This window comes from Agrobacterium sp. CMT1 (assembly GCF_037203725.1).
GTDB classification, from domain to species: Bacteria; Pseudomonadota; Alphaproteobacteria; order Rhizobiales; family Rhizobiaceae; genus Agrobacterium; species Agrobacterium pusense.
In genome coordinates this window covers 460,613-483,678 of the sequence record NZ_JBBCAR010000002.1, presented here as the reverse complement: position 1 = coordinate 483,678, position 23,066 = coordinate 460,613, and the positions used below count along the sequence as shown (strand labels likewise).

The following is a 23,066-nucleotide window of genomic DNA, read 5'->3' as shown; positions in this document are numbered from 1 at the left end:
CCCTCTCCCAAAAGAAGGCTTTCTTGCGTTTTGGGCATAGCTCAACGATAGCACAAATCCAGCCCCGAGCACGCGCGCAAGTGGGCGCACCCAAACACAGTCGAACACTCCGAAAACAACCCGGCTTAACAAAGTCCCGGATGCGACCCTGGCCCGAAGCCGTGCAATCTGAAGCCATACAGGAAGCCGCTCGTTCCAGGCGTCCCTCCGGGGAGGACCCGACCGGATGGCTTGTGATGTTGGCGTGCCTCAAGCGGTTTCTGTACGCCAACGCCTGACACCGCTTCTGTCTTAGCGGCCAATTCCACATTCGGGATTGCCATGGAACCGAAACTGGCGATGATGCGCCATCCTCGAGACACAGAAGAAGAAGCCGTGAACGACGATCCGTTGCAAATCCTCAAGACCGTTTACGGCTATGACAGCTTCCGTGGGCGACAGGCGGAAATCATTCGGCATGTCATGGCTGGAAACAACGCCTTCGTGCTGATGCCGACGGGTGGCGGAAAGTCACTGTGTTACCAGATTCCGGCGCTCGCCCGCAAAGGCATGGGGCTGATCGTCTCGCCGCTGATCGCGTTGATGGTCGATCAGGTGGCGGCGCTTCGGCAGGCCGGCGTGCGGGCCGAGGCACTCAACTCCGACCTTTCGCCAGAAGAGCGGCGGGCGCTCTGGCAGGCCATGCGCTCCGGAAATGTCGATATTCTCTATGCTGCGCCGGAAACCCTTCTCAAACCGGAAGTTCTCGAGGCACTTCAATCCATTGATCTGTCGCTGATCGCTGTCGACGAGGCTCACTGCCTTTCGCAATGGGGGCACGACTTCCGTCCGCCCTATCGCCAACTCGATCTGCTTATCGAGCGTTTTCCGAATACGCCGCGCATGGCGCTGACGGCAACAGCCGATGAGCCTACCCGCGCCGAAATCCTCGGCCATCTGGATATCAAAGAGGATGATGCCTTCATCGCGGGTTTCGATCGTCCCAATATCCGCTACGCGATCATGGAAAAGGATAATCCCCGCGCTCAGCTCAAACGTTTTTTGAAAGACCGGGAAGACCAAAGCGGCATCGTTTACTGCCTGTCGAAACGCAAGGTCGAGGAAACGGCCGCCTGGCTGCGCGAAGAAGGACGTGACGCACTGCCTTATCATGCCGGCATGGACAAAGCCGCGCGGGAGGAGAACCAGACCCGTTTCCAGCATGGTGAAGCCGTCATCATCGTTGCGACGGTGGCCTTCGGCATGGGCATCGACAAACCGGACGTACGTTTTGTCGTCCATATTGATCTGCCCGGCAGCATTGAAGCCTATTATCAGGAGACCGGCCGTGCAGGCCGTGACGGTCTCCCCTCCGACGTGCTCATGCTCTACGGTTATGAAGACATTGCGTTGCGTAATCGTTTCATCGAGGAATCGGACGCCGCGGATCAGCGCAAACATATGGAGCGGCAGAAGCTGGATGCGCTGCTCGGTCTTGCGGAGACGGCAAGCTGCCGCAGGCAGATATTGCTTTCCTATTTCGGCGACAGATGCGAGCCGTGCGGCAATTGCGATACATGCACAGAGCCGCCGGATCTGTTCGACGGTGCCATAGCCGCACAAAAACTGCTTTCCTGTATTTACCGCACCGGAGAAAGATTCGGACAAGCCTATGTCATCCGCGTCCTGCTGGGCCTCGAAGACGAAAAGATTTCCCGATTCGGGCATGATCGCATAACCACTTATGGCATCGGTAAGGAGCACGACAATCGCACTTGGCGCGCCATTCTTCGCCAGCTGGTCGCGTTGCGACTGATTGATGTCGATTTGTCCGGACATGGCGGATTGTCCATTTCCGCCGACGGGAGGCAGTTCCTGCGTGAAAAACCGTCGCTGATGCTGAGAATACCATCTGCGCCCCGTGCAGCCCGGCAGCAGGCGCCGCGAAACGCCGCATCTGCCGCCCTGCCAGACGCTGACCGCGGCCTCTTCGAGGTTCTGCGCGCAAAACGCATGGAAATCGCCCGCGCACAGAACGTTCCGCCTTATGTGATTTTTCACGATAAGACGCTCATCGAGCTTGCCGCCGCAAAACCTGTCTCCGTGAAGGATATGGCGCAGATTCCAGGCGTGGGGGATACCAAACTGGAACGTTACGGTCCGGCCTTTCTTGAGGCGATCATGCAGCATGCCGCCAGCGACTGACCGGCCGACACCCAGAGGAAATCCCGTCGGAATAAGTCACATGAGCCGGGTCAACCGGTCGTGTCTTTAAACAGAACGTTCTGATCGATGAGGTAGCGAGAAAACAAGGGCAGGCTGGCGCCACCGATTGCACGCGCCTGGCTGCCGACGGCGCCTTCGACGATCTCCGGCAGCGTGACGCCCTGAAGATCGTGGCGTTTGAGCGCCTCCCGGGTGGCGGCAACGATCCTTGTCCTGACCCAGTCCGGAAAGCCGCCATCAATGATGACGCTGGAAAAATCGATGATGGATGCTGCGGCGATGACAGCCTGGGCTAGGGCTGCCGCAGTTTTTCCGATCCAGCTTTCCAGCGGCTCGCCAAAATCGATCCATTCGTCGGGCGAGAACCAGAGGGGTCGCGGATCGATGCCCCTTTCGCGCAGCATGTTCTCAAGAACGAAGATGGAAGCGATTTTGAGGAGCTGAACGGTATTACCATCCTCCCCTTGGACGGGCAGTGGGCCGATTGCGCCTGCGGTACCGGTCTTTCCGGAAAACAGCGCTGAATTCAGGACCACGCCGCCGCCTATGAAGGAGCCGATAAAGACGTAGAGAAAATCGGTATAGTTCTGGCCGGCGCCAAATACCAGTTCAGCACCGCAGGCGCTGGTTGCGTCATTCTGCAGGAACACCGGGTAGCTGACGTTTTCGGCGATGCCCGCCCGAATATCGACATCCCGCCACCGTTCCATCTCAATCTGCGGCGCCCCGACCTCCTGCGCCCAGTTCCAGAGTTCGAACGGGGCGGCGATACCCACACCGGCTATTTTCTGCCGTTCTGCGGGGGAAAGCTTCGATTCTAGTTCCGCCATACCCTCGATCACGAAGGGTAATATCCATTCCGGCAGCGGATAGGGGTAGGTCCTGCGGAGCTTGAGCCTGATGTGGCCGACAAAATCCATCAACACCAGATCGACGCTGCGCCGGCCGATCTTGACACCGAAGGAGAACACGGCGTCGGGATTGAGGCGCATTGGGGTCGATGGTTGGCCGACCCTGCCGCGCAGCCTTTCGCCGCGAATGAGAAGCCCGTCCTTTTCGAGTGAGCGCATGATAACCGAAACGGTCTGCGCGGACAGACCGCAAAGTCTGGCAATTTCGGCTTTTGACAACCCGCCATGGCGGCGAACGAGGGAGAGCACAAGCCGCTCGTTATAAGCGCGCACACCGATCTGGTTGGCGCCACCGCTCATATCCATGGTAGTGGGCGGCGCTTGCTGCGCCGTCTCGACAGATTGTCTCATAATGTCATCCTCCCGCCTTCCATATCTGCCGCGGCCGATACAGCTGGCTTTATGGCAATCTTGCTATCGCAACGTAAACGTCATTGGCGATATTCCTCCATGCCGGACCTCAGAATGCCACACAGAATTAATAATTCAATCGGATTTATTTATTGACAGCCGTTTCCTTTGGTGGTTCCATCGGAGCTAACGATCATTGTTCTCGGAGGAGACGAGATCGTCGGGTAGCCGAATAGGTGCTCAAATATCCATTGGGAGGATCTCATGAAGACCACTGTTTCCGCTCTTCTGGGCGCGCTTGCGCTTGGCGTTTCTTTCGCTTCCGCCGCTTCCGCCGCCGACACATCTGTTTGCCTCATCACCAAGACCGACACCAATCCATTCTTCGTCAAGATGAAGGAAGGCGCGACCGCCAAGGCCAAGGAGCTTGGTGTGACGCTGAAATCCTACGCAGGCAAGATCGACGGCGATTCCGAAAGCCAGGTCGCAGCGATCGAGACCTGCATCGCCGATGGCGCCAAAGGTATTCTGATCACAGCATCGGATACTAAAGGCATCGTTCCGGCCGTGCAAAAGGCACGTGATGCGGGGCTTCTGGTCATTGCCCTCGACACGCCTCTGGAGCCCGTCGATGCCGCTGATTCCACCTTTGCCACCGACAATCTTCTGGCTGGCGAGCTGATCGGTAAGTGGGCCGCCGGCACGCTGGGCGACAAGGCCAAGGACGCAAAAATCGCCTTCCTCAACCTCACCCCTTCCCAGCCGACTGTGGATGTGCTGCGCAACCAGGGCTTCATGAAGGGCTTTGGCATTGATGTGAAGGACATCAACAAGATCGGTGACGAGAACGACCCGCGTATCGTCGGCCACGATGTCACCAATGGTAACGAGGAAGGCGGCCGTGCGGCGATGGAGAATCTGCTGCAGAAGGACCCGACCATCAATGTCGTCCACACCATCAACGAACCTGCGGCTGCCGGCGCTTATGAGGCGCTGAAGGCCGTCGGCCGTGAAAAGGACGTGCTGATCGTTTCCGTCGATGGCGGTTGCCCGGGCGTCAAGAACGTCGCGGAGGGCGTTATCGGCGCGACCTCGCAGCAATATCCGCTGCTGATGGCGGCGCTTGGCGTCGAAGCCGTCAAGAAGTTTGCGGACACGGGTGAAAAGCCGAAGCCGACAGCAGGCAAGAACTTTGTCGACACCGGTGTGACGCTGGTAACCGACAAGCCGGTCAAGGGCCTCGACTCGATCGATACGAAGGAAGGTCTCAACAAATGCTGGGGCTGATGCCTCACCGTTGAAACCCGCGGGGGCATTCGTGCCCCCGCCCTTGGGCCAGAATGAATATCAGGCACGATCCGGGGGATCGGACAAAGGAACAAACGAGCGCGTTGCGCGCCCTTCGGGGATGACACAGGCCGCTTCAACACTTTGAAATCTACGCATCACTCTCTTTGGAGATAGACCTCGGTGTCAGGGCGGATGCGATGGAGCGATCGGGAGGAAAATCCATGAGCGATCAGCCGGTGCGGGCTCAGCCGCATAATGAATTTGAAAAAGTGCTTTCGGGAAGCTCGACGCAGGTCGCCGCTTTCGATACGCACGACAAGAGCGCGCTGGAAAAATTCCAGCACTTTCTCCATTCCAGCCCGGCGGCCGTGCCGCTTATTGTTCTGGTGCTGTCGCTGATTATTTTCGGCCTGCTCCTTGGCGGCAAGTTTTTCTCGGCCTTCTCGCTGACCCTCATCCTGCAGCAGGTCGCGATCGTCGGCATCGTCGGCGCGGCACAGTCGCTGGTCATCCTGACGGCGGGCATCGACCTTTCGGTCGGCGCGATCATGGTTCTGTCCTCGGTCGTCATGGGGCAGTTCACTTTCCGTTACGGTCTGCCAGCGGAGCTCTCCATTCTCTGTGGTCTCGCCGTTGGCGCATTTTGCGGCTTCATAAACGGCGTTCTGGTTTCGCGCATGCGCCTGCCGCCTTTTATCGTCACGCTTGGCATGTGGCAGATCGTGCTCGCGACCAACTTCCTCTATTCCGCAAATGAGACGATCCGGGCTCAGGACATTGCCCAGCAGGCACCGATCCTGCAATTTTTCGGCGCCAATCTTCGTATAGGCAATGCGGTCTTCACCTACGGCGTCATCGCCATGGTTCTGCTTGTTGCTCTGCTCTGGTATGTCCTGAACCGCACCGCCTGGGGCCGCCATCTTTATGCCGTGGGTGACGATCCGGATGCCGCAGAGCTCGCCGGTGTCAACGTCAAACGTATGCTGACCACTGTTTACACCCTGTCAGGCCTCATCTGCGCCTTTGCCGGTTGGGCTCTCATCGGCCGCATCGGGTCGGTTTCGCCGACTGCTGGCCAATTCGCCAATATCGAATCCATCACGGCGGTGGTTATCGGCGGTCTGTCACTGTTCGGTGGACGCGGCTCCATCATGGGCATGATCTTCGGCGCCCTGATCGTCGGCGTCTTTTCGCTCGGCCTCAGGCTTATCGGGACAGACCCGCAATGGACCTATTTGTTGATCGGCGTCCTCATCATCTTGGCTGTCGCAATCGACCAGTGGATCAGAAAGGTAGCAGGCTGATGACAAAAGAACCCATTCTCACAGCACGCAATCTCGTTAAGCGCTATGGCCGTGTGACCGCCCTCGATCACGCCGATTTCGATCTCTATCCGGGCGAAATCCTGGCCGTGATCGGCGACAACGGCGCCGGAAAATCCTCTCTCATCAAGGCGATTTCAGGCGCGGTTACGCCCGATGAGGGGGAAATCCGGCTGGAGGGCCAGCCTGTGCAGTTCCGTTCGCCGATTGAGGCGCGCAAGGCGGGTATTGAGACCGTCTATCAAAACCTGGCCTTGTCTCCTGCACTTTCCATAGCCGACAATATGTTTCTTGGCCGGGAAATCCGTAAGCCCGGCATACAGGGCAGCCTCTTCCGCGCGCTGGATCGTCCGGCCATGGAAAAATTCGCCCGCGAAAAACTGTCGGAACTCGGCCTGATGACGATCCAGAACATCAATCAGGCGGTGGAAACCCTCTCGGGCGGTCAGCGCCAGGGCGTCGCGGTGGCACGTGCAGCCGCCTTCGGTTCCAAGGTCGTGATCCTCGACGAACCGACTGCCGCGCTTGGGGTCAAGGAAAGCCGCCGTGTCCTAGAACTTATTCTCGACGTGCGTTCCCGCGGCCTGCCGATCGTTCTGATCTCGCATAACATGCCGCATGTTTTCGAGGTTGCCGACCGCATCCATATCCATCGGCTTGGCAAGCGCCTGTGCGTCATCAACCCGAAGGACTATTCCATGTCGGATGCCGTCGCCTTCATGACCGGTGCCAAGGAAGCACCGAAGGAAACGCTCGCCGCATGACGCTGAAGCTTGAGACGATCGTCGAAGAGGTTCTTCAGCGGGCAGAAGGCCACTCCCGTTTCATCGTCGCGATTGCCGGTCCCCCTGGGGCCGGCAAATCCACGTTGGCGGATGCTCTTTGCGACGCCTTGCGCGCACGGGGCGAAACGGCCGCCATTCTGCCCATGGACGGCTTCCATATGGACAATGGCATCCTCGAAGAGCGAGGACTGCTGCCAAGGAAGGGTGCGCCGGAAACATTCGATGTGCGTGGCTTCCTCGATATCGTCTCCGCCGTTCGCAAGGGCGGGCAGGAGGTGCTTGTCCCGGTGTTTGATCGCTCCCGTGAAATCGCCATTGCGTCTGCCCGTGCGATTGCTCCGGAAACACGCTTCATCCTCGCCGAGGGCAATTATCTGCTGCTGAACGAAGCGCCCTGGACAAACCTTTCCGGGAGCTTTGATCTCACTATCTTCGTGGGTCCGTCCGTCGCGGTGCTGGAAGAGAGGCTGCGAAACAGATGGCTGGGTTATGGTCTCGATGCAGCTCAGATCCACGCCAAGCTTTTCGCAAACGATCTTCCCAACGGGAAAAGGGTGATCGAAAACGCCCGTCCCGCCGATATCCACATCGATATCTGGGAATAGATTAACATCTTCATCTCCCACGCGGTGTGTCCGGCCCGCCGTTAAGTCATTGTTGACCATGTGTTGAATCTTTTTGATCCACAGGGCGCGGCTTTTGTGTGTCTATTTATTGACGAGAAAATTTCCTCATATACTATATGTGGTGTTCGAGGTTCTTCCGATTCGCAAGGATTGGGAGCTAAGACGGGAATTCGGTGCGTGACGCCATCGTGGTGAAGCAAGGCCGAAACTGCCCCCGCAACTGTAAGCGGCGAGCATCGTTCCGATTTGAGTCACTGGAGCTGAGCGCTCCGGGAAGGCCGGAATAGATGTTGTGACCCGCAAGTCAGGAGACCTGCCTTGAGCGCAAACGTCCACGGGCGGGGTGTCCGGAGGAAGGTGTAGACGCAGATGATTTGCGTGCGCCCTTTTCTGCCCCCTCCAGAACAAGCTTCGGGGTGAAGTCATGCCAGTGCATATTTTTGAGTTGCTACGCTCGTCTGCGTAGGGAGTGATTTTTCTGCGGCTTTCAGCAGTTCCAGGAGAACCCAGTCGGATTTCCCAAGGAAACTCCGAGAGAGCACGCCCCACCTGAATGACAAAACCACCGCCGCCCGATTGCGATTGCAATCGGCAACGCTTTGCCGCGTCCAAAATGGCTTCGAAAGGGAAATTATGACCATCACCGTTTACAGCAAACCGGCCTGCGTCCAGTGCACCGCCACCTATCGCGCACTCGACCGCATAGGCGTTCCCTATGAGATCGTCGATATTTCCGAAGATGCGGACGCTCTCGATCATGTCCGTGGTCTCGGTTACATGCAGGTTCCGGTGGTGGTTGCCGGCGAACGCCATTGGGCGGGGTTCCGGCCGGACATGATCGGCTCGATCGGCTGAGGCGGCGGGCGATGGGTCTGATCGTCTATTATTCCAGTCGTTCCGAAAACACCCATCGTTTCCTTCTGAAACTGGGGCGGCGGTTGCTTCGCCTGCCGCTCGGCGCTGAGGATGACGTGCCTCAGGTGTCGGAACCCTATGTGCTCGTCACGCCCACCTATGGCGGCGGCGGCACCAAGGGTGCCGTGCCGAAGCCGGTCATCCGGTTTTTAAACGAGCCCTCCAACCGCAATCTCATTCGCGGCGTCATCGCGGCGGGAAACACCAATTTTGGCGCAGCTTTCGCATCCGCCGGAGATATCGTCTCGCGCAAATGCGCAGTGCCGTTTCTCTATCGCTTCGAGCTTCTCGGCACTGAGGAGGATGTCGCCAACGTCAAACATGGATTGGAACGATTTTGGACACGCTGACCGCTAGCGCGCTGCGCAAGGACACCAAACAGCCAACAGCCGCAAGCCAGACGCCGCTCGATGCAGGCCTGGACTACCACGCGCTGAACGCGATGTTGAACCTTTATGACGAGAACGGAAAAATCCAGCTCGACAAGGATCGTCTTGCTGCCCGCCAATATTTCCTCCAGCACGTCAACCAGAACACGGTGTTTTTCCATAACCTCAGGGAAAAGCTCGATTATCTGGTAGCGGAGGGCTACTACGAACAGGAGGTGCTGGACCAGTATTCCTTCAATTTCGTTCGTGACCTCTATGACGAGGCCTATGCCCGAAAATTCCGCTTTCCGACCTTCCTCGGTGCGTTCAAATATTACACCTCCTACACGCTGAAGACCTTCGACGGAAAACGTTATCTGGAGCGTTACGAGGATCGCGTCTGCATGGTGGCGCTTTCCCTTGCGCGCGGTGATGAGCAGCTGGCACGCAATCTGGTCGACGAGATCATTTCCGGCCGCTTCCAGCCAGCGACCCCGACGTTCCTGAACGCGGGCAAGAAGAGCCGCGGCGAGCTGGTCTCCTGTTTCCTGCTGCGCGTGGAAGACAATATGGAAAGCATCGGCCGCTCCATCAATTCGGCGCTGCAGCTCTCCAAGCGCGGCGGCGGCGTTGCCCTTTCACTGACCAATATTCGCGAGGCTGGCGCGCCGATCAAACAGATCGAAAACCAGTCCTCCGGTGTCATACCCGTGATGAAGCTGCTGGAAGATTCGTTTTCCTATGCCAACCAGCTCGGTGCCCGCCAGGGTGCGGGTGCTGTCTATCTGCATGCCCACCATCCCGACATCATGCGTTTCCTCGATACCAAGCGTGAAAACGCCGACGAAAAAATCCGCATCAAGACCCTGTCGCTCGGCGTTGTCATCCCCGACATCACCTTTGAGCTCGCCCGCAACAACGAGGATATGTATCTGTTCTCTCCCTATGATGTGGAGCGGGTCTACGGCGTGCCCTTCACCGAAATCTCGGTGACGGAAAAATACCACGAGATGGTCGCCGACAGCCGCATCCGCAAGAAGAAGATCAAGGCGCGCGAATTCTTCCAGGTGATCGCCGAAATCCAGTTCGAGAGCGGTTATCCCTACATCATGTTTGAGGATACGGTGAACCGCGCCAATCCGATTGCCGGTCGCATCAGCATGAGCAATCTCTGCTCGGAAATCCTGCAGGTCAGCGAAGCGAGCGCGTTCAACGCCGATCTCTCCTATAGTCACATGGGCAAGGATATTTCCTGCAATCTCGGTTCATTGAATATCGCCGCGGCAATGGATTCGGCCGATTTCGGCAAGACCATTGAAACCTCCATCAGGGCACTGACGGCGGTGTCGGACATGAGCCACATCTCCTCCGTTCCGTCTGTTGAAAAGGGAAATGACGAAAGCCATGCCATCGGGCTCGGTCAGATGAACCTGCACGGTTATCTGGCGCGCGAGCGCATCTTTTATGGCTCGGGGGAAGGCATAGATTTCACCAACATCTATTTCTACACCGTGACGTATCACGCTATCCGCGCCAGCAACCGGCTGGCGGTGGAAAGAGGCCAGAGCTTCAAGGGCTTTGAAAACTCCAAATATGCCTCGGGCGAATATTTCGACAAATATACCGACCGGGAATGGTTGCCTGCGACGGAGAAAGTCCGCGACTTGTTCGAAAAGGCCGGTATCGCCATTCCGACGCAGGAAGACTGGAAGGTCTTGAAGCAGGAGGTCATGGCATCAGGCCTCTATAACCAGAACCTGCAGGCAGTGCCGCCGACAGGCTCGATCTCCTATATCAACCACTCCACATCATCCATTCATCCGATCGTTTCGAAGATTGAAATCCGTAAAGAGGGAAAGATTGGTCGCGTTTATTACCCGGCTTCTTATCTCTCGAACGACAATCTCGAATATTACCAGGATGCCTATGAGATTGGCCCGGAAAAAATCATTGATACCTACGCGGCGGCTACCCAGCATGTCGATCAGGGCCTGTCTCTGACGCTGTTCTTCCGTGATACGGCCACGACCCGCGACATCAACCGGGCACAGATTTATGCCTGGAAGAAGGGCATCAAGACCATCTACTACATCCGTTTGCGCCAGATGGCGCTGGAAGGCACGCAGGTTCAGGGCTGCGTTTCCTGCACGCTCTGATTTGAGGGACAAGACAATGAACATCGCCGTAAAACCTGTGTCCCGCATCCGCGCGGTCAACTGGAACCGCATCGAGGACGACAAGGACCTGGAAGTCTGGAACCGCCTGACCTCGAATTTCTGGCTGCCGGAAAAGGTGCCGCTTTCCAACGACATCCCCTCCTGGGGAACACTGAGGCCCGAGGAGCAGAAACTGACGATCCGTGTCTTCACCGGCCTGACATTGCTGGACACAATCCAGAACGGCGTCGGCGCGGTGCGCCTGATGGCAGATTCGGCAACACCGCATGAGGAGGCGGTTCTCTCAAACATTTCATTCATGGAAGCGGTGCACGCCCGGTCCTATTCATCGATCTTCTCGACGCTCTGCCTCACGCCTGACGTCGATGATGCCTATCGCTGGTCGGAGGAAAACGAGTTCCTGCAGCGCAAATCCGCACTCATCATGCGGGAGTATGACAGCGGCGATCCGCTGAAGAAAAAGATCGCCAGCGTCTTTCTGGAAAGCTTCCTGTTCTATTCCGGCTTCTACCTGCCGATGTTCTGGTCAAGCCGCGCCAAGCTTACCAACACGGCGGACCTGATCCGCCTGATCATCCGCGACGAGGCCGTGCACGGCTATTATATCGGCTACAAGTTCCAAAGGGCGATAGACCGTCTTAATGAAAACGAAAGGCATGAGATCAAGGATTTCGCCTTCGACCTGCTTCTTGAGCTTTACGATAACGAGGCAAAATATACCGAGGACCTCTATGACGGCGTCGGCCTGACCGAGGACGTCAAGCAGTTCCTGCACTACAACGCCAATAAGGCCCTGATGAATCTGGGTTACGAGGCACTGTTTCCCGCCGAGGCTTGCCGGGTCAATCCGGCGATCCTTTCAGCGCTCTCGCCCAATGCAGATGAGAACCACGACTTCTTCTCCGGCTCCGGCTCGTCCTACGTCATCGGCAAGGCGGTCGCGACCGAGGACGAAGACTGGGACTTTTGAAACCTTTGGGTAACCCGCAGTATTTTTACTGCGGGTTCACCACCTGGCTGGCAAGCCGGAAGGGGCTCGATACGGTCGCGCCGATAGCATCGAACACGAAAGCGCCCGCACGGCCGATGCCGTTTTGTCCATTGCCGTTGCGGCTTGCCTCCAGCTGCGGCACGAGTGACGCCAAAGCAGCATAGCGGTCGTGGTTGAGCGGGTCGGACGCCTTCAGCTTGGAAATATCCACGAACTGAACGCCCTCCTTGAGGGCGGCGTCCTGCACCTTCGGATCCGTGACGTCAAGTGCGCCGATCCGCGTGACGTCTGCGCCCAGTATGGAGGAGGCTTTCAGGGCGCGGTCGTCCTTGGAAACCAGAACGGTGAGCGGCGGGTTGAGCCGGCCAACCACCTCGATCTGTTTGCGGAAGACATCGGCATCGATGTCGGGCGCGGCAAGAACCACCTGCAGCTTGGCAATAACGTCGCTTCGCCCCTCGAAACGCAATTGGCGTAGCGCTTCCATGACCAGCCAGCCGCCCATGCTATGGCCGAAAACGACAATGTTCTTGCGTGGAGAACGGCGTGTGAGGTCTGTCAGCAGATTGGCGAGTGCGTCACGGGAGTAGGTCGCCGATTCCTTGTCGGCGACGTAGCCGGCGACATTCGCCTGCGAGGGCCAGGAAAATACCAGCGGCACACCATCCAGATTGGCATCGGCTGCCATCTGCGCTGCCCGGAAAAGCGCTTCCTGATAGCTGTAATTATAGCCATGCACGAAAAGCGCAATCTGCTTGCCGGAGCGGGTGATATCTCCGAGGTCATCGTTGAAACGAGCCTTGCTCAACATCTGCGCCCGTGTGACGACAAAATCCTTCTTCGCGTCGGGTTTGCCGGTCGACCACTCAATTTTTCCGCTCTTGTGGGTGGGTGGTATCGAAATGTCGAAGCGGGCATAATTCGGTTCGGCCGCTCTGAGCGCACTGAAGCCCTTTTTGGCCTCCTCGCTTTTTTCGCGCGTGCTTGCCACATAGGCGGTCACGATTTTGGCATCCTTCGCCCTGGTGTCGACCGCTTGCAGCACGTCCGCTCCCGGCCGTCCGGCGCAGGAGGAAAGAAGACCGAGCATGATAAAAAGAGGCAGGAGGAGACGCATGGAAGAGTTACCGGTGATAACGAACCGGCTATAAATAGCCGCCCGCTAAAAAAGTTGCCACTACTGAATAATTCGCATGGTTTCGGCGCTAGGCAATAAACATGGACAAGAGCCGCCTTGCCATCGGGGCAGCTTCGTTTTAGGCCGTAACCATGACGAACAAGGTCTCGCTTTCCCGACTGAAACTCACGGACTTCCGCAACTACGCGGCGGCATCGCTTTCCCTGGATGACCGCCATGTGGTGCTGACCGGCGACAATGGGTCCGGCAAGACCAACCTTCTGGAGGCGGTGTCGTTTCTGTCGCCCGGACGCGGACTTCGCCGCGCGGTTCTGTCCGACGTCACGCGCGTGGGTGCGCAAGCTACCGGCTTTTCGATTTTCGCAGATGTCGATGGCATGGATGGTGAGGTCGCGATCGGCACGGGGATTGAAGGCGATGGCGAGGTGGTGTCGCGCCGGCTGCGGCTGAACGGCACGGCAGTCAAATCCGTCGATGAATTGACCGACCATCTGCGCGTCCTGTGGCTCACCCCCGCCATGGACGGCCTTTTTACAGGCTCATCGTCTGACCGCCGGCGTTTCCTTGACCGACTTGTGCTATCGCTTGATCCCGCCCATGGTCGACGCGCCAGCGATTTTGACAAAGCGATGCGTGGGCGTAACAGACTGCTTTCCGAGGGCCGTTTTGATCCGGTCTGGCTGGATGGTATCGAAAAGCAGATGGCTGAACTCGGCATCTCCATGGCGGTTGCCCGTTATGAGATGCTCGGCCTGCTCCGGAGTTTGATCGAAGGGCGGACGGGCGATGCGGCCTTCCCCTCTGCGACGCTGTCGCTTTCCGGCTTTATGGATGATGGCCTGAACCGTCCCGCCGTCGATCTGGAAGACGAATATGGCTTGATGCTGCGTGAAGGTCGCTACCGGGACGCCGCTGCCGGGCGCACGCTTGATGGGCCGCACCGTGTCGATCTCTTCGTGCGGCATGCGGAAAAGGACATGGAAGCCGAACGCTGTTCGACGGGGGAGCAGAAGGCGCTGCTGGTGGGTCTGGTGCTCGCGCATGCGCAGCTGACCGCCAACATGACGGGTTATGCACCGGTTCTGCTGCTGGATGAGATTGCCGCTCATCTGGACGAGGGCAGGCGGGCGGCATTGTTCGATCTCATCCACGCGCTGGGGGGACAGAGTTTCATGACTGGAACGGATGCGGCCATGTTCTCCGCCCTTGGCGAGCGGGCACAATTCTTCAATATATCCCACGGGAGCATCACCGCATGAAGGCAAAGAGAGGGAGTGCGACATGGACCCGCTGAGCCCGGAAGAAATAGAACGCTACAAACGCCATATCCTGCTACCGGAAATCGGCGGTGCAGGCCAGCAACGGCTGAAGGCCGCGCGCGTGCTGGTCATCGGGGCGGGTGGTCTCGGTGCGCCGGTGCTTCATTATCTCGCCGCCGCCGGCGTCGGCACACTCGGCATGATCGACGATGACGTCGTGTCTCTCTCCAACCTTCAGCGCCAGGTGATCCACGATAGCGGGACGATTGGCGAGCAGAAGACGGAAAGTGCCCGAAAGGCCATTGCTCGCCTCAATCCTCATGTGCGTACAATCGTGTATGAAGACCGCTTTTCGCAGGTCTGGGCGCATGATCATTTGCAATCTTTCGATCTCCTGATTGACGGATCGGACAATTTCGACACTCGATATTCCGCAGCGGACGCGGCGGAAACGGCAAAAAGGCCGCTGGTGACGGGCGCCGTTGGCCGTTTTGATGGTTCTGTGACGGTGCTGAAGCCCTATGAAACAAATGCCGAAGGCACGTTGCTGCCCGGCTATCGTGACCTGTTTCCCGAGCCGCCGCCGCAGGGGCTCATCCCGAATTGTGCGGAAACAGGGATTGTCGGCGCGCTGACCGGCGTTATCGGCACGCTGATGGCCATGGAGGCGATCAAGCTGATCACCGGTGCCGGCGAACCGCTGATTGGCCGTCTGCTCCTCTATGACGCCCTGTCGGCGCGTTTCGAAACAGTGCGATACAAGCGGCGTCAAGGGACAAAGAAAACATGATGGAAATCAAAAGAATTGGCGACGACTTCGACCGCTGGCATGAATTGCTGGCGCTTATCATGACGTCCTTCGCTTACATGGATGGCGTCATCGACCCACCATCTTCAGCCCATCGCCTGACGCCTGAAAATCTTGCCGAAAAGGCAAGGGCGGAGATTGCTTTCGTAGTTTTGGACGGGAATGACCTGCTGGGCTGCCTTTTCTGCAGGCCGGAGCCGCCATCCTGTCTTTACGTCGGCAAATTGTGCGTTTCCCCGAAAGCGCAGGGAAAGGGCATCGGTAAAATGTTGCTGGAGCAAGCCGAGGCCCTGGCCCGTGAACTGGCGCTGCCGGCGCTACGGCTGGAAACCCGGATTGAGCTTGTCGCCAATCATGCAAAGTTCGGGGCTTGGGGTTTCGTCAAGACGGCAGAAAATGCCCATGCGGGATATGATCGCACGACCTCGATCGAGATGACCAAAATCCTCGGCTGAAGCGACTTCCCTCCGGCGCGATTGACAAGAACCGGGAGGTCCGATCTTCGGGCCTCTGTTTCAGTTTCGCCCGGGCAACACCCGGTTCGGCGGGCGGTGACCATCGAACAGCGTGCGGATATTGATGATGACCTTGTCACCCATCTCGATGCGGCCTTCGATTGTCGCTGAACCCATATGTGGAAGCAGCACCACCTTGCCTTCCTTGGCAAGCTTGATGAGCTTGGGGTTCACCGCAGGCTCGTTCTCGTAGACATCCAGTCCAGCGCCGGCGATCTTGCCCTCGCGCAGGCACTGGATCATCGCTGCCTCATCGATGATGTCGCCCCGCGCGGTATTGACGATGTAGCTCGTCGGCTGCATCAGCGCGAGCCGCCGGGCGGAAATAAGGTGATAGGTCGCGGGCGTCGAGGGGCAGTTGACCGAAACGATGTCCACCCGCGCGAGCATCTGGTCGAGACTGTCCCAATAGGTCGCTTCGAGCTCCGCCTCCGTCGCCGGATTGACGCGTTTGCGGTTGTGATAGTGAATGGAAAGCCCGAAAGCCTTGGCGCGCCGTGCCACCGCGGTGCCGATGCGGCCCATCCCGACAATACCGATACGCTTGCCGGAAATGCGCCGTCCCAGCATCCAGGTTGGTGACCAGCCGAGCCACTCATCCGCGCCATTGGCAAGGACGCGTGTGCCCTCGATCATGCGGCGCGGTACGGCCAGCACCAGCGCCATGGTGATATCGGCGCTGTCCTCGGTCAGTACGTTGGGCGTGTTCGTCACGGTGATGCCCTTGCGGGCCGCGGCGTCCACATCCACATGGTCGATGCCGTTGGAGAAACTCGCGATCAGCTTCAGCTGCGGTCCAGCCTGCTCGATCATCGGGGCGGTAATGCGATCGGTGACCGTTGGCACCAGCACGTCCACCCGCTGCATGGCGGCGACCAGTTCTTCCTCGCTGCGCGGGGTGTCATCGATATTGAGTTCTGCGTCGAAAAGTTCGCGCATTCGGGTTTCGACGACATCAGGCAATTTGCGGGTGATATAGACTGTCGGTCTCTTCTTGGGGGTCATCGTTTGCCGCCGCCTTGTTCAGAAGTCATTAACCAGAAAGAGCGATAATTTCTTTCAATCAGGGCGTTTCTACCAGACCCACCGGCGAAGACAAACAAAACTCGCTGAAGCTTGAGGCATGTGGAAACGAGCCTCCTTAAATATCATCCGGTTTGCAGAAGGCGGGAAACGGAAATGGGCATGCGCAGTGTGGTTTCTATTGTTTGCATTGCATTGTCTTTGGGCCTCCTCGGTGCGGCAACCGACGCCATGGCGCAGGGCGCCGCGAAAGGCGCCAGCGGCCTGCCGCTGCCGCGTTTTGTCAGCCTGAAATCCAAACGCGTGAACATGCGCATCGGTCCGAGCACGGATTACGCCGTGTCATGGATGTATCTGAAATCCGGGATGCCGGTTGAGATCATCCAGGAATATGAAAACTGGCGGCGGATCCGTGATGCCGATGGGACGGAAGGATGGGTCAACCAGGCCCTTCTCTCCGGTGAGCGCACGGCCGTAGCAGCGCCCTGGATGCGGGGCAAGGGCAAGGAAGTTTATGTGAACATGCGCCGTGAAGCGCAGTCGGGCGCTGCCGTTGTCGCACGACTTGAGCCGGGCGTGGTCTTCAGGATCGGCGAATGCAATGGGGACTGGTGTCGTGCCGAGGCCGGTCAGGCCTCGGGCTGGGTTTCGCAGGGCGAAATCTGGGGTGCTTACCCGGGTGAAGCCTTTAAATAAGGCCGTGCTTCTCGCCAAGCGCCTTCAGCGATGACATGGGACGAGGCCCGACCTGCTGAATGACAGCGGCAGCCGCAAGGCAGCCAAGCTTGCCGCAATCTTCGAGCGACCGGTCCTGCGTATAACCGAACAGGAAGCCGGCGGCGAAAAGATCGCCCGCACCCGTCGTGTCGACCACGTCATGCACCGGATAGGCATCCACCTTCACGCGTTCCGTGCCGCGCAGGATAACCGCGCCTTCTTCGCTCATCGTCACCGCCGCGATCTTGCAGTCGGCGGCGATCCTGGTCAGCGCAAGCTCGAAGTCGTCGGTTTCATAAAGGGAAAGCGCTTCCTGCTTGTTGGCGAAAACGATATCCACTGTGCCGGAGCGCATCAGATCGAGAAACTCCTCACGGTAACGGCCGACGCAGAAACTGTCGGAAAGCGTCATGGAAACTTCGCGGCCGTTTTCATGAGCAATGCGGGCGCATTCGCGGATCGCATCCTTGGCGCGCGGCGGATCCCACAGATAACCCTCGAAATAGGTGACCTTGGTCTGCGCCACCACGTCATCTTCCACATCCTCAGGGCCCAGATCGACGCAGGCGCCGAGATAGGTGTTCATCGAACGCTCGCCATCTTCGGTCACGAAGATCATCGAACGGGCCGTTGGCGGAAAGGTGCCTTGCGGCTTGGTTTCGAAATAAACGCCCTGAGCGCGGATGTCGTGCTGGAAGATTTCGCCGAGCTGGTCTTCCGCCACCTTGCCGAAATAGGCAGCCTTGCCGCCGAAATTCGCCACACCCGCCGCCGTATTGCCAGCGCTGCCGCCGGAGGCTTCGAGAGCCGGCCCCATCAGCGAATAAAGCAGCTCTGCCCGTTCTGCGTCTATGAGGTTCATCGCCCCTTTGGTAATGGCATTGTCGTTGAGAAAGCGGTCATCGCAGCGGGAAATGATGTCGACGATGGCATTGCCGACAGTCAGTACGTCAAATTTCGTCATTGGCCCTATCCGGTTCGCACGGGGTGTGCGTCTTTTTTTCAAAGGTCTTAAACATTTCTGGCGGCAAGAAAAGCCTAAAGCGGAAATATGCGGTTCTGCGCGAAAGAAGAAAACGCGTCATTTGCCTGTAATATGGTTAAGCTATCTCTGCGACCAGAGCAGAGGTGTGTGAATGCGTACCGAAGTGGAAGACATGAGGTCTTCTGGCTCAACCGTTATCTCCGCCACGGATGTACTGGCGGCATATAACGGACATAAAAGGCGGGGGAGACCCCGCTTTTTCTTTTAGGCAGACGTCACCATCGCATGGGCCGCACGCCCGCCCGGTAGATGTGGTGCGAAGGCTGCCCAGCCTTCCATGCCGCGATTAAAACCGGAACATGAAGCGTTTTCGGATTCCATTCCGGCCGAAAAGGCTCTAAAGCGGAGTATCCTCCCGCAAAAGCCGCGAAAGCTTTCCCTCCATGTCTGCCGTTGCCGCGAATGTCGCCCCGATTTTCATTCTCATCCTGATCGGCTGGCTGACCGTGAGAGCTGGCCTCTTCCGGGCAGACGCAGGAGAGATCTTGAGCGACTTCGTCTTCAAGATCGCCGTGCCGACCTTGATTTTCCGCACCCTTGCGGAAGCGAATTTCCACGGTGCCTCGCCGTTCCGGCTCTGGCTCACTTATTTTGCTGGCGTGGCCGTCACCTGGACAGTCGGGCATATCGTCACCCGCCATGTGTTCAAGCAGGATGTCCGCATCGCCGTCATTGCCGGCATCTCCTCGGCCTTTGCGAATAATATCTTCATTGGCCTGCCTCTTGTCGGTCGCTCCGTGGGCGACGAAGGGCTGGTTGCCCTTTCCATCCTGCTCGCCATCCACCTGCCGGTCATGATGATCGCCGGCACGATCCTGATGGAAAATGCAACGCACAAGGCAATCGGTGGAGAAAAGCGCAGCACGGCCGCGGTCTTCAAGCAGGTCGGCAGAAATCTCGTCACCAATCCTCTTGTGATTGGCCTCGTCATAGGGCTTTCGACCAATGTTTCCGGTCTGGCGCTGACGCCTGTCCTGAAAACAGTGGTGGATCAGATCGCCTCCATGGCAGGACCCGCAGCCCTGATCTCGCTGGGCATGGCGCTGACGAAATACACCATCCGCGGCAATATGGGCATTGCCGTCACCATGACTTTTTTTAAACTGTTGCTCCTGCCAGCCTGTGTCTGGGCCATGGGCCATGTACTCGGGCTAAGCCGTGAATGGACGGCGGCGCTTGTCCTCACCTCGTCGGTGCCAACGGGCGTGAATGCCTGGCTCATCGCCAACCGTTTCGGCATCGGCCACAGCGTTGCGGCCTCAACCATCAGCATATCCACGGCGACCGGTGTCCTTTCCGTGTCGCTATGGGCCTGGCTATTGAGCTGATTTTCTTACTTCTGGGCGCTCAGAATCTTGAAGCGGGCATTTCGGCATACTTCCGCGCTGGTGCGGAATTCTGCTGCCAGCACCGGCTCATAGGGCAGGCCGCGATTGGCGACCATCAGCAACTTGCCACCGCTGCGCAGCGCCCCGGCCGCGGCCTTGATGAAGGCCTGACCCAGCGCCGGCTCCGCCGCCTGTCCACTTGAATGGAAAGGCGGGTTCATGATGATGAGGTCGTATTTCTCCTTCGGCGGCTCGTTCGCCAGATCCTGCCAGAAGAAACGCGCCGTCAGGCGAGGGTTGTTTTCGAGAAGATTGGTCTTGGCGAATTCGAGCGCATTCCAATCCGCTTCGAACAGATCGATACGGGCCGTGCGCGGCGATTTTCCCGCAAGCATGATGGAGAGATAACCCCAGCCGGCACCGAAATCGGCAGCATTGCCGTCGAAATCGGTCGGCAGGCGTGATGCGAGCAGTTCCGAACCATCATCCACGCGGTCATGCGAGAACATGCCGGGCAGGGCAGTGAAGCGGCCTTCCACCGTCACGGGCTTCTGAGCAAGTTTCGACACGACGGCAGAGATATCGTCCGGCCGTTTGAACCACAGGGCGACGCCGTGATATTTCGGCGTCGAGTCCACCTCGATGCCGAGCTTTGTCAGCGTCTTACGCAGCGTCAGAATACCGTCTTCCTTCGATCCGGCTGCGACGATCAGGCCGCCGGCCTTCACCCGGGAAAGCGCTTCAGCGACACGGTTTTCATTTTCGCCGCGGTGTTTGCCGCAAAGCAGCAGCGCCGCATCGTAATCTTCGCCCGAAATATCCGGAGTGACCTTTGCACCCTGAGCTTCAAGAGCGCGATAGAGCGGCCGAAGATGCTGAACCGCGACGATCTCCGCGTCGAAACCGTCGAGCCGCGGACCCGCCTCCGCTCCCAGAAAAAGAACGCGTTCGCCGTCTTTCGGCATGGCAAGCATGTCAGAGGCAAAGGGATGGAAAAGGGTTTTTACGGCGTCACGGCTCATGGGAGCATCCTCACGGTAGAATAGAAAAAAGGCGCGGGCAAAACCCGCGCCTCGACAGGATCTGGTGGCGCGGCCTTATTCGGCAGCGGCTTCACCGTCTTCCTTCTTCTTGTCGGCAACGATTTCCTTGCCGCTTTCCTGGTCGACAACCTTCATGGACAGGCGAACCTTGCCACGCTCGTCAAAGCCCATCAGCTTGACCCAGACCTTGTCGCCTTCCTTGACGACGTCGGAGGTCTTGGCAACGCGCTCGGAAGCGAGCTGCGAGATGTGGACGAGGCCGTCACGGGCGCCGAAGAAGTTGACGAAAGCGCCGAAGTCGGCGGTCTTGACAACCGTGCCTTCATAGATGGCGCCGACTTCTGGTTCCGCAACGATGGAGTGGATCCACTTGCGGGCCGCTTCGATTTCCTTGCCGGAAGAAGAAGCGATCTTGACGGTGCCGTCGTCTTCGATGTTGATCTTCGCGCCGGTCTTTTCGACGATTTCGCGAATGACCTTGCCGCCGGAGCCGATGACTTCACGGATCTTGTCGACCGGGATGTTCATCACTTCGATGCGCGGCGCAAATTCGCCGAGCTGACCGCGGCTCTCGGTGATGGCGTTGGCCATTTCGCCGAGAATGTGCTTGCGGCCACCCTGTGCCTGCTCCAGAGCGATCTTCATGATCTCTTCGGTGATACCGGCGATCTTGATGTCCATCTGCAGCGAGGTGATGCCGTCAGCCGTACCTGCGACCTTGAAGTCCATGTCGCCGAGGTGGTCTTCGTCACCGAGGATGTCGGAGAGAACCGCGAAACGGTCGCCTTCGAGGATGAGGCCCATGGCGATACCGGCAACCGGCTTGGCAAGCGGAACGCCTGCGTCCATCAGCGCCAGCGAGGTGCCGCAAACCGTTGCCATCGACGAGGAGCCGTTGGATTCGGTGATTTCGGAAACGACGCGCAGCGTGTAGGGGAACTGTTCGGCAGTCGGCAGCATCGGACGGATAGCGCGCCATGCGAGCTTGCCGTGGCCGATTTCACGACGGCCCGGAGAGCCCATGCGGCCTGTTTCACCGACCGAGTAGGGCGGGAAGTTGTAATGCAGCAGGAAGCGTTCCTTGTACATGCCGGTGAGGCTGTCGACATACTGCTCGTCTTCGCCGGTGCCGAGGGTCGCAACAACGATCGCCTGGGTTTCACCGCGGGTGAAGAGCGCCGAACCGTGCGTGCGCGGCAGAATGCCGACTTCGGAAACGATCGGGCGAACGGTCGACAGGTCGCGGCCGTCGATGCGGCTCTTGGTGTCGAGAACGTTCCAGCGAACAATCTTGGCTTGAAGGTGCTTGAAGACAGCGCCGATTTCTTCCGGCGTGTACTTGGCTTCGCCTTCCTCCGGCAGGAAGTGCGCCTTCACCTTAGCCTTGACGGCGTCGACGGCGGCGTAACGGGCGGCCTTTTCGGTGATCTTGTAAGCGTCGCGCAGTTCAGCTTCGGCGAGGGCCAGCATCTCGTTTTCGAGAGCGGAAAAATCTTCCGGTTCGAATTCGCGCGGTTCTTTGGCGGCAACTTCGGCGAGCTTGATGATCGCATCGATAACGGGCTGGAAACCGCGGTGACCGAACATGACCGCGCCGAGCATGACGTCTTCGTTCAGTTCCTTGGCTTCCGATTCCACCATCAGGACGGCGTCCTGCGTGCCGGCAACAACCAGGTCCAGAACCGACTCATCCATCTCGTCGAGATGCGGGTTCAGAACATATTCGCCGTTGATGTAGCCAACGCGCGCGCCGCCAACCGGGCCCATGAAGGGAACGCCGGAAAGCGTGAGCGCCGCGGATGTGGCGATCATGGAGAGGATGTCAGGATTGTTTTCCAGGTCGTGCTGGATAACGGTGACGACAACCTGGGTGTCGTTCTTGTAACCTTCAGGGAAGAGCGGACGGATCGGGCGGTCGATCAGGCGCGAGACCAGCGTTTCGTTTTCGCTCGGACGGCCTTCACGCTTGAAGTAACCACCGGGGATCTTGCCGGCTGCGTAGGTCTTTTCCTGATAGTTGACGGTGAGCGGGAAGAAATCCTGACCCGGCTTCGGAGACTTAGCGGAAACCACAGTCGCGAGAACCATGGTCTCGCCGTAGGTTGCGATGACGGCGCCATCAGCCTGACGGGCAACCTTGCCGGTCTCGAGCTTCAGCGGGCGGCCTGCCCATTCGATTTCCACGGAGTGTTGATTGAACATATCTTGTCCTTGGTTGTGGCTGCCCGCCCGGTCATCGTGACCGGCCG

20 protein-coding genes and 1 riboswitch are annotated in these 23,066 nt (G+C 58.5%); of the genes, 14 read left to right on the top strand and 6 right to left on the bottom strand.

The features are described 5' to 3' along the window. Positions 1-375: 375 nt before the first annotated feature. Positions 376-2,184: a DNA helicase RecQ gene (gene recQ, locus WA845_RS05015; protein WP_337322215.1), complete on the top strand. Its 1,809-nt coding sequence runs from the start codon at positions 376-378 to the stop codon at positions 2,182-2,184. Between the two features lie 50 nt (positions 2,185-2,234). On the opposite strand, the gene WA845_RS05010 is transcribed toward recQ, so the two are convergent. Further along, on the bottom strand, positions 2,235-3,467 hold the full coding sequence (locus tag WA845_RS05010) for an ROK family transcriptional regulator (RefSeq protein ID WP_004439004.1): 1,233 nt from the start codon (positions 3,465-3,467) through the stop codon (positions 2,235-2,237). A 264-nt stretch (positions 3,468-3,731) separates the two neighbouring features. Between WA845_RS05010 and WA845_RS05005 the strand changes: the two genes are divergently transcribed. The 8 genes from WA845_RS05005 to nrdF all read left to right on the top strand — a co-directional run bounded on the left by WA845_RS05005 (position 3,732) and on the right by nrdF (position 11,920). After that, complete coding sequence (locus tag WA845_RS05005; protein ID WP_004439006.1) at positions 3,732-4,754, top strand: sugar ABC transporter substrate-binding protein; 1,023 nt, start codon at positions 3,732-3,734, stop codon at positions 4,752-4,754. Between the two features lie 224 nt (positions 4,755-4,978). After that, complete coding sequence (locus WA845_RS05000) at positions 4,979-6,061, top strand: ABC transporter permease (RefSeq protein WP_004439008.1); 1,083 nt, start codon at positions 4,979-4,981, stop codon at positions 6,059-6,061. Continuing rightward, on the top strand, positions 6,061-6,843 hold the full coding sequence (locus WA845_RS04995) for an ATP-binding cassette domain-containing protein (protein WP_004439010.1): 783 nt from the start codon (positions 6,061-6,063) through the stop codon (positions 6,841-6,843). The genes WA845_RS05000 and WA845_RS04995 overlap by 1 nt, the downstream gene beginning before the upstream one ends. After that, positions 6,840-7,469, top strand: a complete 630-nt coding sequence (locus WA845_RS04990) for a nucleoside triphosphate hydrolase (protein ID WP_022555336.1) — start codon at positions 6,840-6,842, stop codon at positions 7,467-7,469. The genes WA845_RS04995 and WA845_RS04990 overlap by 4 nt, the downstream gene beginning before the upstream one ends. Positions 7,470-7,601: 132 nt before the next feature. Further along, positions 7,602-7,825, top strand: a riboswitch (cobalamin riboswitch). A gap of 298 nt (positions 7,826-8,123) precedes the next feature. After that, a complete protein-coding gene (gene nrdH / locus WA845_RS04985; protein WP_004439013.1) occupies positions 8,124-8,345 on the top strand; it encodes a glutaredoxin-like protein NrdH in 222 nt (73 codons plus the stop codon). An 11-nt stretch (positions 8,346-8,356) separates the two neighbouring features. Beyond that, positions 8,357-8,755 (top strand): class Ib ribonucleoside-diphosphate reductase assembly flavoprotein NrdI, encoded by a 399-nt coding sequence (gene nrdI / locus WA845_RS04980; RefSeq protein ID WP_004439016.1) that lies wholly within the window; start codon positions 8,357-8,359, stop codon positions 8,753-8,755. Beyond that, the gene (gene nrdE, locus WA845_RS04975; protein WP_112556114.1) at positions 8,743-10,929 is read left to right on the top strand and encodes a class 1b ribonucleoside-diphosphate reductase subunit alpha; all 2,187 of its coding nucleotides are present in this window, start codon (positions 8,743-8,745) and stop codon (positions 10,927-10,929) included. The genes nrdI and nrdE overlap by 13 nt, the downstream gene beginning before the upstream one ends. A gap of 16 nt (positions 10,930-10,945) precedes the next feature. After that, complete coding sequence (gene nrdF / locus WA845_RS04970; protein WP_112556112.1) at positions 10,946-11,920, top strand: class 1b ribonucleoside-diphosphate reductase subunit beta; 975 nt, start codon at positions 10,946-10,948, stop codon at positions 11,918-11,920. Positions 11,921-11,945: 25 nt separating this feature from the next. On the opposite strand, the gene WA845_RS04965 is transcribed toward nrdF, so the two are convergent. Beyond that, the gene (locus tag WA845_RS04965) at positions 11,946-13,058 is read right to left on the bottom strand and encodes an alpha/beta fold hydrolase (RefSeq protein ID WP_112556110.1); all 1,113 of its coding nucleotides are present in this window, start codon (positions 13,056-13,058) and stop codon (positions 11,946-11,948) included. 152 nt (positions 13,059-13,210) lie between these two features. Between WA845_RS04965 and recF the strand changes: the two genes are divergently transcribed. The 3 genes from recF to WA845_RS04950 are packed head-to-tail and all read left to right on the top strand — an operon-like array spanning position 13,211 to position 15,601. After that, a complete protein-coding gene (recF, locus tag WA845_RS04960; protein ID WP_112556108.1) occupies positions 13,211-14,338 on the top strand; it encodes a DNA replication/repair protein RecF in 1,128 nt (375 codons plus the stop codon). 22 nt (positions 14,339-14,360) lie between these two features. Beyond that, on the top strand, positions 14,361-15,128 hold the full coding sequence (locus WA845_RS04955) for a molybdopterin-synthase adenylyltransferase MoeB (protein WP_037089577.1): 768 nt from the start codon (positions 14,361-14,363) through the stop codon (positions 15,126-15,128). Next, the gene (locus WA845_RS04950; protein ID WP_337322211.1) at positions 15,125-15,601 is read left to right on the top strand and encodes a GNAT family N-acetyltransferase; all 477 of its coding nucleotides are present in this window, start codon (positions 15,125-15,127) and stop codon (positions 15,599-15,601) included. The genes WA845_RS04955 and WA845_RS04950 overlap by 4 nt, the downstream gene beginning before the upstream one ends. Positions 15,602-15,661: 60 nt before the next feature. Here WA845_RS04950 and WA845_RS04945 read toward each other — a convergent pair whose 3' ends face one another. After that, positions 15,662-16,666 carry a 2-hydroxyacid dehydrogenase gene (locus WA845_RS04945; RefSeq protein ID WP_004439034.1) on the bottom strand — a complete coding sequence of 335 codons (1,005 nt, stop codon included), beginning with the start codon at positions 16,664-16,666 and terminating at the stop codon, positions 15,662-15,664. A 180-nt stretch (positions 16,667-16,846) separates the two neighbouring features. On the opposite strand from WA845_RS04945, the gene WA845_RS04940 reads away from it, so the two are divergent. Further along, entirely contained in the window at positions 16,847-17,380 is a 534-nt protein-coding gene (locus tag WA845_RS04940) for an SH3 domain-containing protein (RefSeq protein WP_034496360.1), read from the top strand. Here WA845_RS04940 and WA845_RS04935 read toward each other — a convergent pair. Next, a complete protein-coding gene (locus tag WA845_RS04935) occupies positions 17,373-18,365 on the bottom strand; it encodes an adenosine kinase (RefSeq protein WP_004439040.1) in 993 nt (330 codons plus the stop codon). The two genes, WA845_RS04940 and WA845_RS04935, sit on opposite strands and share 8 nt — an antisense overlap. Positions 18,366-18,829: 464 nt before the next feature. Here WA845_RS04935 and WA845_RS04930 point away from each other — a divergent pair, with 464 nt between their 5' ends. Continuing rightward, complete coding sequence (locus WA845_RS04930) at positions 18,830-19,774, top strand: AEC family transporter (RefSeq protein WP_004439041.1); 945 nt, start codon at positions 18,830-18,832, stop codon at positions 19,772-19,774. A 5-nt stretch (positions 19,775-19,779) separates the two neighbouring features. Here the strand turns inward: WA845_RS04930 and WA845_RS04925 are convergent, their stop codons facing one another. Further along, the gene (locus tag WA845_RS04925) at positions 19,780-20,796 is read right to left on the bottom strand and encodes a class I SAM-dependent methyltransferase (RefSeq protein WP_022555343.1); all 1,017 of its coding nucleotides are present in this window, start codon (positions 20,794-20,796) and stop codon (positions 19,780-19,782) included. Between the two features lie 75 nt (positions 20,797-20,871). After that, positions 20,872-23,019: a polyribonucleotide nucleotidyltransferase gene (pnp, locus tag WA845_RS04920; RefSeq protein WP_006699832.1), complete on the bottom strand. Its 2,148-nt coding sequence runs from the start codon at positions 23,017-23,019 to the stop codon at positions 20,872-20,874. Between the last annotated feature and the right edge of the window lie 47 nt (positions 23,020-23,066).